The sequence below is a fragment of the Pseudomonas sp. SST3 genome (assembly GCF_003325755.1).
The window spans coordinates 1-3,616 of the sequence record NZ_QORI02000164.1 but is presented as its reverse complement, the minus strand read 5'-3'; the positions used below and the strand labels follow the sequence as shown (position 1 = coordinate 3,616).

Genomic DNA, 3,616 nt, shown 5'->3' with positions numbered 1-3,616 from the left:
ACCGCCGCTTCGTCGGTGCCCTGTTACTGGCCAACTTCCTGTTAATGCCATTGATGGTGTGGCTAGTGACGTGGCCGCTCTCATCGAACAAGGCCTTGTTGGTCGGCGCGCTACTTGTCCTGCTGACGCCTTGTATCGATTACGTGGTGGTCTTCACCCACCTGGGCAAAGGGGACTCTCGTCTGGTGCTCGCGGCGACGCCATTGCTGCTGTTGCTTCAGCTTTTGCTGCTGCCCCTCTACTTGCAGCTAATCCTTGGTTCCGAAGCTGGCACAGTGATCAAGCTGTGGCCCTTCGCAGAAGCTTTCCTGTTACTGATCGTCCTACCCTTGGTAGCGGCTGTGCTCACCGAATTTGGCGGGCGCCGATCTCTGCTGGTTCGTGCATGGAGCGCAGGCTGGGCTTGGCTGCCAGTACCTGCAATGGCCCTGGTTCTAATCGTGGTGGTAGGTTCGCAGATCGCGGCCGTCGTGTACCAACTCGACATCCTGGCGCCGTTGCTTCCGGTATACGGAGCGTTTCTATTACTCGCTCCCGCCCTCGGCGTACTCAGCTCCCGGCTATTTGGTTTGGAGGTATCTGCCGCACGGGCAGTGGCATTTAGCTCAGGCACTCGCAACTCGCTTGTAGTGCTTCCCCTGGCCCTAGCGCTCCCGGAGTCCATTCGCGGGCTGGCTGCGGCGGCTGTGATCACTCAGACACTCGTAGAATTGATTGGTGAGTTGATCTACTTAAGGGCGATTCCAGCCATGATCAAAAACCGCTGAGCCTGGTCGAAATCGGCGAGAGCGCTCATGCCTCGTGCTGTGGAGCAAGATTGATCAGCGGCGCAATGATGAGCTGAGCAGTGCGAGCCCAGGAAACCAGCGCCTCAAGATCCGTCTGCAGAGATTCGGCTTCTGCCCAGATACAAGCACTCTCGGCAGGCACCGTAAGGGCGATGCCCTCAATTATCGTCAGAGCCATCGCATGCAATCTCAGCAGCTCGTCGCGAATGGCGGTGGTTCCGCCCAGTTGCAGCAAGCAGGCGTCCAATCGATCAACCAGCCGGAGCAGTTGAGAGGCGTCGAAGCCGTCGCGTAGGTTTTCCAACGCCACCGCATCGACTTCGCCGTACGGTGTAACGCGAAAGGCTGCGGGAGGAACATTGATCATGTCGTTTTCTCGGTATCTAGCTGGCGAGGTGTGATCACCCGCAGCGAGCCGGCAGCTTGTTGGAACACCGAGTCCTTAATCCAGGGCTCCGGTGGCCGGTTGAGCTTTAGGTTGAATTCGCCGAAGCGTTTGACGTTGCTGGTCAGGTAGGGGCTGAGGAAGGACACATCCTCGTCGGTGAACTGCCAACCCTCTCGGGCCAATTTCTGCAGGATGCGCATCATATCTACAGTGTTCTGCAGGATCACCGATGAGGCCACCATGTCGTTGTAGCGCAGACGTTTTTGCTGTTCGTCCGGATCGTTCTCGGCAATCACGTCGCCACCGAACGAAAGCCACTTCGAGAAACCATTGTAGGACTCGATTTTGTTGGTGTTGGCGGTAACTTCCTGGCGCAGCTCGCGGCTGCCGATCCAGTTGAGCAGGAAGATCGTGCGGATCACGCTGCCCAGTGCCTGGGCCGCATGGTAGAGCTTGTTGCGCCGACTATAGGAGCCGAGTTTTCGCAGCAGCATAGGCGAGGAGATTTTGCCGGCCTGGATGGACAGCGCGACCTGCATCAGATCTTGCCAGTGAGTTTCGATCAAGTGCCAGTCGGCAGTGTCGGTGAACAGGCGGTTGATATGCTTGTACGACGCGCCGCGATCCGGCCGGCACATCACCAGGTCACGCCAGTTGCGGATACGTGGCATCAAGTTGATGCCCAGCAGATGGGTGAAGGCAAAGACTGTCGCCGATTGCCCCTGAGTATCTGAATACACAGTGTCTGCCTCGACACTGAGATCAGCCTTAAGCAGCCCCTCAATTACGTAAATCGCCTCCCAGATGCCTGGTGGGATGAAGTGCTGGAACACAGCGATGTAGTTGTTGGCCACGTGCCGATAGGCCACGGCACCCATCTTGCGGTAGCGGAAATGATAGCCGGCCAGCAGGTTGTCATCATAGAAGTCGAACTGCGTGCCGTCCGCTGCCACCGCCTTGCCATCGCCCCAGAGCTTAGGCAGATCAAGCTGCAAATAGAGTTCCACCAGCTCGCGGTTAGCCTTGTCCAGCTTCTCCAGTGAAAGGTGGCGGCGATTCGTATAGGACAGCATGTGTGGCGTGACATTACCGGCCAGATGCCGCGCAGCCTGGTTGGGACCGAGATTGCAGCCCATGGCGAAGATGGTCATCAGATAGCGCTCGGCAGGCTCTTTGAGCTTCGGCTCGTTACCGGACATGGGACCGAAATGCCGCGTGAACTGAATCCAATGCTCTATGTTGGCCATGATGTCGAGCACGTGCCTGGCCGGCATGCGCTGCATAAGCGCCGTCTGTAGTGAGATGGCCGAAGGTGGAATGTCCCGCGCCGTTACTCGGCGCAACACCGGTTCTCCGGCTTCGTTAATCGATACGTCCCCTCGGCAAGATGGGAATTTGTCGTCCAGTTGTTGCGCGGTTTCCTCCAGCTGAGTCTTGAGGGAGGCAACAAACTCCTTGGCCGTGCCTGGCAGCCCGACCTTTTCGCAGTAGGCCGGTAGTCGCTGGAGACATTCCTCCCAGGGCAGCAACTGCTTGCGGTAGTCGGCGAAGGATTCCGACCCCTGTACACACATGTCACCCGATCGCAGCTCGCTGGCCAGGTAGGAGAATACACAAACTTCTAGATAGCGCCGGTTGGTCGGTGGCCCCTCACTGGCAGGACGGCGAACGACCTTGACCCAGCGCTCCGACGCAAACGACAAGTCGACGTGCTCGTCGATCCACTCGCGGTGTAGATTCTCGCTGTCCTGGATCAGTTGAAGAGCCTGAACCAGCGATCGATCCTGAGTCGTGGGCTCCAGTTGAAGAAGGTGGCTTAGACGGAACAATAACGAGCGATGGGACTTGAAGTGCTTCCAGATCAGCGGCAGGTAGTTATTACCGCCGGTAGCCTGTACTTCGGCGCAAGTCTCACGCAACCGATCCAGATTGCCACCGGGGGAGAGGTATTCCCGAATTAGACTGCCAGCCTCCTGGTCATCCGGTTCTTGAACCAGAATCTGCACCACGCCATCCAGGGTCGCCGCCAACTGCTCTAGCTTCTGGCGTTGCCGCGCCTGGATTTGCTCCAACTCCTCCTTGGCGCGTTTATGGATCGTCGAAATCCGTCGGATGAACATCTCGGCCAAGTGATCCCGGGTCCGCACGCGCATGCGGTAGATTAAGGCCAGCATCAGCGTGTAGCGCTTCGGCAGTAAGCAGTCCTTCAACTCGGCTACGTCCGACGCCGCGGCTTGGGCAGCGAAGTGACGGATCTTGGTGTCGACTATTCCTTCAAAAATGGCACCCAGATCCCCGAAGCTCTCGAGCCAAGCCAGATGATCGATCAGCACCTCCAAGTGCTTGCGAGATGGCTTCTTGGGCGCCTGCTTCAGCGCATTGAAGTCGCTCTGGCGTCGGCCGAAATCAGTGTCGAGCAGATCCTTTAACTTGTGGATCA

Annotated in this window: 3 protein-coding genes; 1 reads left to right on the top strand and 2 read right to left on the bottom strand. The window is 57.9% G+C overall.

All coding sequences use genetic code 11. The features are described 5' to 3' along the window. The coding region (locus DQ405_RS25820) for an arsenic resistance protein (RefSeq protein ID WP_168426447.1) at positions 1-767 on the top strand (767 nt) is incomplete at its 5' end. 25 nt (positions 768-792) lie between these two features. On the opposite strand, the gene tnpC is transcribed toward DQ405_RS25820, so the two are convergent. After that, positions 793-1,155 (bottom strand): Tn3 family transposase post-transcriptional regulator TnpC, encoded by a 363-nt coding sequence (gene tnpC / locus DQ405_RS25815; protein WP_003298428.1) that lies wholly within the window; start codon positions 1,153-1,155, stop codon positions 793-795. Then, on the bottom strand, positions 1,152-3,616 hold a 2,465-nt coding region (locus DQ405_RS25810; protein WP_168426446.1), incomplete at its 5' end, for a Tn3 family transposase. The genes tnpC and DQ405_RS25810, both read right to left, overlap by 4 nt.

Excerpts from the sequence above, each read along its gene's own strand:
- tnpC (WP_003298428.1), bottom strand. The coding sequence starts at position 1,155 with ATGATCAATGTTCCTCCCGCAGCCTTTCGCGTTACACCGTACGGCGAA.